4 protein-coding genes are annotated in these 6,533 nt (G+C 59.4%); 2 read left to right on the forward strand and 2 right to left on the reverse strand.

What is annotated here, in order from left to right; all coding sequences use genetic code 11:
- Positions 1-23: 23 nt before the first annotated feature.
- The gene (locus HMPREF2878_RS03930; protein WP_038627780.1) at positions 24-980 is read right to left on the reverse strand and encodes an exodeoxyribonuclease III; all 957 of its coding nucleotides are present in this window, start codon (positions 978-980) and stop codon (positions 24-26) included.
- A gap of 43 nt (positions 981-1,023) precedes the next feature.
- Positions 1,024-2,334, reverse strand: coding sequence for an MFS transporter (locus HMPREF2878_RS03935; RefSeq protein ID WP_038627777.1), 1,311 nt, complete (start codon positions 2,332-2,334; stop codon positions 1,024-1,026).
- Between the two features lie 395 nt (positions 2,335-2,729).
- On the opposite strand from HMPREF2878_RS03935, the gene HMPREF2878_RS03940 reads away from it, so the two are divergent.
- Together HMPREF2878_RS03940 and HMPREF2878_RS03945 are read left to right on the forward strand one after the other, a co-directional pair.
- The gene (locus HMPREF2878_RS03940; protein WP_070652879.1) at positions 2,730-3,719 is read left to right on the forward strand and encodes a molecular chaperone DnaJ; all 990 of its coding nucleotides are present in this window, start codon (positions 2,730-2,732) and stop codon (positions 3,717-3,719) included.
- A gap of 265 nt (positions 3,720-3,984) precedes the next feature.
- Positions 3,985-6,207, forward strand: coding sequence for an NADP-dependent isocitrate dehydrogenase (locus tag HMPREF2878_RS03945; RefSeq protein WP_048731557.1), 2,223 nt, complete (start codon positions 3,985-3,987; stop codon positions 6,205-6,207).
- Positions 6,208-6,533: the final 326 nt, after the last annotated feature.

The raw sequence follows: 6,533 nt of genomic DNA on the forward strand, positions 1-6,533 counted from the left end.
CGCGGCCTAGGCGCGTGCCGAGTCTAGGCGTACTCCACGATCACCGGCGCGTGGTCCGTCCAGCGAAGATCGTAGGCGGCAGGCTTGTCCACCACCGAGCTGACGGCACGCTTGAGCATTGGTTCGGTTGCCGCCTGGTAGTCGATGCGCCAGCCGGCATCTGTATCGAACGCCTTACCGCGGTAGGTCCACCAGGACCAAGGGCCGTCGGCCTCTGGGTGAAGACGGCGGGTGACATCAAACCACACCGGATCTGCATTGGGCGCCGGGGCCTCCCACACGGAACCATCGGAGAAGGCACCGGATTCCAGCTCCTTGTCGCTGGCCTGAACCTGCGAATCCTGGGGAACCTCATCGGGCCAGCAGCCGAAGACCGAGTCCATCCAGGCGCGCTCCTGTGGCAGGAAGCCGCTCTTGCGGCGGTTGGTCTTCCAGTTCTTCAAATCCTGTTCGCGGTGACAGATGTTCCAGTCGCCGCCGATAACTGCGTGGTGACCGTCGCGCCCCTTGGCACCCAGTTCCGCCAGGTAATCAGAGAAGGCATCGAGGAAGCGGTACTTCTCATCCTGCTTCTCACTAAGCGCGGCACCGGACGGCAGGTAGAGGCTGGCAATCTGGACATCCGCGTCCAGGCCGGTATCCGCTGCCGGGGCAACCCCACTGATAAACCGACCGGATTCTTCGAACTCCTCCGAGCCGATGCCCACCTGGACGTCGTTAAGCGGAAAGCGCGAGAGAATGCCCACCCCGGCGCGCCCCTTGGCACCCAGGTTTTCAGCGCCGACCCAATGCCATCCGGCATCGAAAGCGGGCGCGAGGGCCTTGCGTGCCTGGTCGTCGGTGGCGCGGACTTCCTGCAGCAAAACGACATCGGAACTGGTGTGCTTCAGCCACTCCAACAGTCCGAGGTTGGTTTCGCTGCGCTCTTTGACGGCGGCGCGGATGCCGTTGACATTGATTGTCGCGATTGTAAGGCTCATGCCCTCATACGTTACCTATGCGTGCGCTACGCCTTGTAGACCTCTAGCGCAGTTCGATGCGCTCGGACTTCTTCGCCTGTGAGCGGCGGTACAGAACAATGGTCGGCAGAGCGATGAAGATAGCCAGCATCGCCAACGTTGCGCCGCCCAAAGCCGGTGCGCGGTAGCCATAACCGGAAGCGATGACCCAACCACCGAGCGCGGCTCCGAATGCGTTGGCCATGTTCAATGCGGCCTGGTTGAGAGCTGCCGCCAGCGTCTGTGCGCGACCTGCGACATCCATCAGACGGGTCTGCAGATTCGGTACCAATACCGATCCCAGCAGACCGATAAGGAGGAAGTTGATCGTGCCCAGCACAGCATTCTGCGAGGTGAAGTAGAAAGCACTGAGCATGATTACCATCAGCACCAGCGCAACCATGATGCCCCACTCCCCGATGCGGTCGGAGAGCCATCCGCCAATGTAGGTACCGACTACCATGCCGATGCCGTAGGCCATCAGCACAATCCAGATGTGGTTTTCGCTCATGCCCGCTTCGCGAGTCATGGTCCAAGTGATATAGGTGTAGACCGCGAACATTCCGCCGAAACCAACGGTGCCGATTGCGACGGTCAGCAGCACCTGCGGTGTCACCAGGGCGGAGAGCTCATCCATCGGACGCGTCTTCGGCATACGGTTCATATGCGGCACAGCGAACCACAGCGAAACAAGTGCAATCAGGCCGATGACCGCTACAAACGCGAAGGCACTGCGCCAACCGTACATCTGCCCCAGCACCTGCGCGGCCGGCACACCTATCACAGTCGCCACCGACAGCCCCACGCCCGACAGGGCCACCATCTTTCCACGCTGCCCTGGCTTAGCCAGGGAGGCCGCCACCAGAGCAGCCACCGAGAAATACGCACCGTGCGGCAAACCGGCAATGAAGCGGGAGACCATGACAGCTTCGAAAGACCCCAGTGTGCCTGCCCATACCGTGGCACCATTGCCGATGGTAAATGCCGCCATCAGCAGCAGTAGCATGCGCCTGCGCGGAATCGAACCGGTCAGCACGGTAATCAGCGGTGCGCCCACGACAACACCGAGGGCGTACATCGAAATCATGCGCCCCGCGGCATCCTCATCGCGTCCGAAGGCGTCAGCGATGTAAGGCAGCAGGCCCATGGCCACAAACTCAGTAACGCCGATGCCGAATGCACCGACCGACAGAGCCACAATCACCAAGATTCGGCGTAGATCAGAGATGTCGTCCTGCACCGGAACAGGACGGCGATGCGAGCTAAACGCTCCCACACGACGTGCACGCGGTTTGTGATCGTCGTTGTGGGTTGTTACTTCGCTTGACGACGTCATTGCGACCGTCTCCTTTTCTCTTCTTACGCCAGTTGGTGGGCTCTCAGTTCCCCTCGATTTTCGACCCAAGACGGGCTCGCAAAACCGCGAGGGGAGCCGAAAGGGAAAAATGAGACTCTACTCCGCAACACAAAAATTTCGCTATTCAATCCGTCTGTTCCCCGGGTATTTGTGCGCGGAATAACATCTACAGCCATTGGCGGTAGTCACTCACTCACGTTCTTCTAATACATTGTGCAATCGGCATTGTTTGCCGAGGGCTACCAATGCCCTCCGAGCGCCACGGACTTCCTACCATCGAGCGCTCCGGGTCTTCGATGCTGCCGTACTAGCTACCGGGTAAATTGTTTGAAAAGATATTTCGAACTGCAATACCGATAGGATCTTGAGCCGCTATGGGCGACCGCTATAACCTCTACGAGTCTCTGAAGCTGGATAGCGCAGCCAGCACCGAAGAGCTCCATGCAAACCTTTCTAGTCAGCTCTCTGAACTGCGGGATGCTGGTGTCTCGGAGTACTCCGGCGAGTTCCAGGAGAAGCTCACTGCGCTGCAAGTGCTAGGCGATGAGGGACGTCGTCGCGAATACGACGCTTTGCTGGCCGATGAGAACGCCACCATCACCATCGCGACGCTGCGCGGGCTGGCAAATCGCCCGGTACCCACTGCGCAGGAATCCTCGTTCCAGACACAAGCCCAGCAAGCACAGTGGTCCGCCCCAACTCAAACCAGTCCTGCGACAGTAACCACCACGGTGACCACGGATGTACCACCGCTGCCTGCAAACGCCACACTGCAGAACATGTGGCAGCGCATGCCACTCATCCCCCGAATCACTACCGGCTTGGTCAGTTTTTCAACTCTGATTGGCATCATCGCAGTTCTGTACGCAATCACGCTCGGCATCCAGGGCGCCAACGATCTCGGCAGCCTAGAGTCATCATTGGGGGGCACTTGGGATGACATCGGCTACATCATGGGCGCTGCAGCCGCCCTCGTTCTTGTTCCACTCCTGTTACTGCTGGGAATGATGCTTGTCACCTTGACCGCATACTGGATTCACTCCATCCTCCGCGGTGAAGACTCGACGGCACCAATCTTTTTCTGCGTCACCGTGGCACCACTGGCGTTGGCTATGACCATCATCCCCCTCCTGTTCTTGAGCTCCTGGGTGGATGTAGTCCTCTTCCTCGCAGGTGCCATGCTGATCGCGGCTTGCGTTCTTATGTTCCTCAAGGACATGCGCGCATGGTTCCGCGGCCAGAAACTGGTCAGGACTACCCAGTCGGCGCCGGGGCAGGGCTATGCTCCGCAGTACCCCCAGTCTCAGAACACTCAGGGCTACCAGTTCGGCCAGAACAATCCTCCGAACAATACACAGAACTAACTAGGCTGCCCTGAACAACCGCGCCGGCGTGCACGACACCCCAGCGCGGTTTTTCGTATTTGAAGGGTTTGAGCGCGGGGGCCGTCGTAAAGCGAAAAATGGAATGAAAAGCGGCGAATAAGCGACAAATAATTGCGCATTTCGTGACTTACCTCACATAATTGCGTTATCCATATCACTATCACTGTTTTTGCGCTATGCCCCGACACAACCCAAGATTCAAAACTGGGTTATCGTGGAACAAAACAGATAGGAGACATGAATTATGGCGACAATTATTTGGACCCGTACTGACGAAGCCCCTCTGCTGGCGAGCTACTCGCTGAAGCCAATCGTGGAGGCATTTGCAAGCCAGGCTGGTGTCAATGTTGAAACCCGCGACATCTCCCTCGCAGGCCGCATTCTGGCTCAGTTCCCGGAGCGTCTTTCGGACGAACAGAAGGTAGAGGATGCGCTGGCAGCCCTGGGCAAGCTGGTCAAGGAGCCGGACGCCAACATCATCAAGCTGCCGAATATCTCTGCATCCGTCCCGCAGATTAAGCGCGCTGTCGCAGAGCTGCAGGAAAAGGGCTATGACATTCCGAAGTACAAGTCGCAGCCGGAAGGCGACGAGGAGACCGCCGACCGCGCCAAGTTCGACAAGGTCAAGGGCTCTGCCGTTAACCCGGTACTGCGTGAGGGCAACTCCGACCGCCGCGCTCCGGAGCCGGTGAAGAACTACGCCCGCAAGCACCCGCACCGCATGGGCGCTTGGTCTGCAGACTCCAAGACCAACGTCGCCACCATGGCCTCCAACGACTTCCGCCACAACGAGAAGTCCGTTGTCATGCCGGAAGATGACAAGCTGACCTACCAGCTCGAGGCTAACGACGGCCAGATCATCACCCTGAAGAAGGACATGCCGGTCCTCAAGGGCGAGATTATTGACGGCACGGGCATGAACGTCCACATCCTGGACAACTTCCTGCGCGCTCAGATTCGTCGCGCACAGCGCGAGAACATCCTGTTCTCCGTCCACTTGAAGGCCACCATGATGAAGGTCTCCGACCCGCTGATCTTCGGCGAGGTTGTCAAGGCCTTCCTGCCATCTGTTTTCCCGAAGTTCGAGTCCAAGCTGGCTGCCGCCAACCTGACTCCGGACAACGGCCTGGGCGCCATGCTCGATGGTCTACACAAGCTTGACGACGCTACTGCGGCGGCCGTCAAGTCCGCTATCGAGAAGGACCTGAAGGAAGGTCCGGCCCTTTACATGGTCAACTCCGATAAGGGCATCACCAACCTCCACGTTCCGTCTGACGTCATCGTTGACGCTTCCATGCCGGCCCTGATCCGCAACGGCGGCAAGGGCTGGGGTCCGGATGGTGAGGAGCGCGACACCCTCGCAGTCATCCCGGACTCCTCCTACGCAGGCGTCTACCAGGCTGTTATCGAGGACTGCCGCGCCAATGGCGCTTTCGACCCGGCCACCATGGGCTCTGTCCCGAACGTCGGCCTGATGGCTCAGAAGGCTGAGGAGTACGGCTCCCACGACAAGACTTTCCAGATTCCGGTTGACGGTGTCCTGCAGGTCATCAACTCCGCTGGCGAGGTTCTGATTGAGCACCACGTCGCCGAGGGTGACATCTGGCGCTCCTGCCAGACCAAGGACGCCCCAATCCGCGACTGGGTGAAGCTGGCCGTTAACCGCGCTCGTATCACTGGCGACCCTGCAGTGTTCTGGCTGGACCCGCAGCGTGCGCACGACAACAACCTGATCAGCAAGGTCAACGAGTACCTGGCAGACCACGACACCGAGGGTCTGGATATCCGCATCATGGATCCGGTGTCCGCTACCAAGTTCTCCCTCGAGCGCATCCGCCGCGGCGAGAACACCATTTCCGTAACCGGTAACGTTCTGCGTGACTACCTCACCGACCTGTTCCCGATCATGGAGCTGGGCACCTCCGCCAAGATGCTGTCGGTCGTGCCGCTGATGGCCGGGGGCGGCCTGTTCGAGACCGGCGCAGGCGGTTCCGCACCGAAGCACGTCCAGCAGGTTCAGGAAGAAAACCACCTGCGCTGGGACTCCCTGGGTGAGTTCCTGGCACTGGCCGAGTCCCTGCGCTACGCCGCTGAGCATGACGACGACCCACGTCCGCGCGTCCTGGCTGAGGCCCTGGATAAGGCAACCGCTACCCTGCTCGACGAGGGCAAGTCGCCGTCCCGCAAGGCTGGCGAAATCGACAACCGCGGCTCCCACTTCTACCTGGCTCTCTACTGGGCACAGGAGCTGGCCAAGCAGGACGAGAACTCCGAGCTGAAGGAAGCTTTCGCCCCGGTTGCTAAGGCTCTCACGGAGAAGGAAGAGTCCATCGCCAAGACCCTGATTGATGCTCAGGGTTCCCCAGCTGATCTGGGTGGCTACTTCCTGCCGGACGATGAGAAGACCTCCGCAGTTATGCGTCCGTCCGCTGAGTTCAACGAGATCATCGACGGCCTGAAGAAGTAGGACTAGCTGCTTGCTCCTGGCTGGCCTAGTTGGCCCAGGCTGGCCTAGGCCGACCGCCGGTTTCGGGCGATAGCCCCTCGCTCATGTTGCATTTGATGCACATGGCGCGAGGGGCTTTTTCTATGCCCTGACTTCCTTAACGGTCTTGACAGTATCCAGTGCTTTTCGGCGCTTTACGGTACCCTTCACCCATACTCAGTCCCCTGTTTGGCTCACCTCGACACTCGGCACCGCAGTGCCTCACCCCATGAGTTACTGACTACCTTTATGACACTTTTGTCCAAAAAATTGCCTGGTAGGGTCAGGCGGTCATTGCATCATGGATA

The sequence above is a fragment of the Corynebacterium sp. HMSC065H09 genome (assembly GCF_001812845.1).
Classification (GTDB): Bacteria; Actinomycetota; Actinomycetes; order Mycobacteriales; family Mycobacteriaceae; genus Corynebacterium; species Corynebacterium jeikeium_D.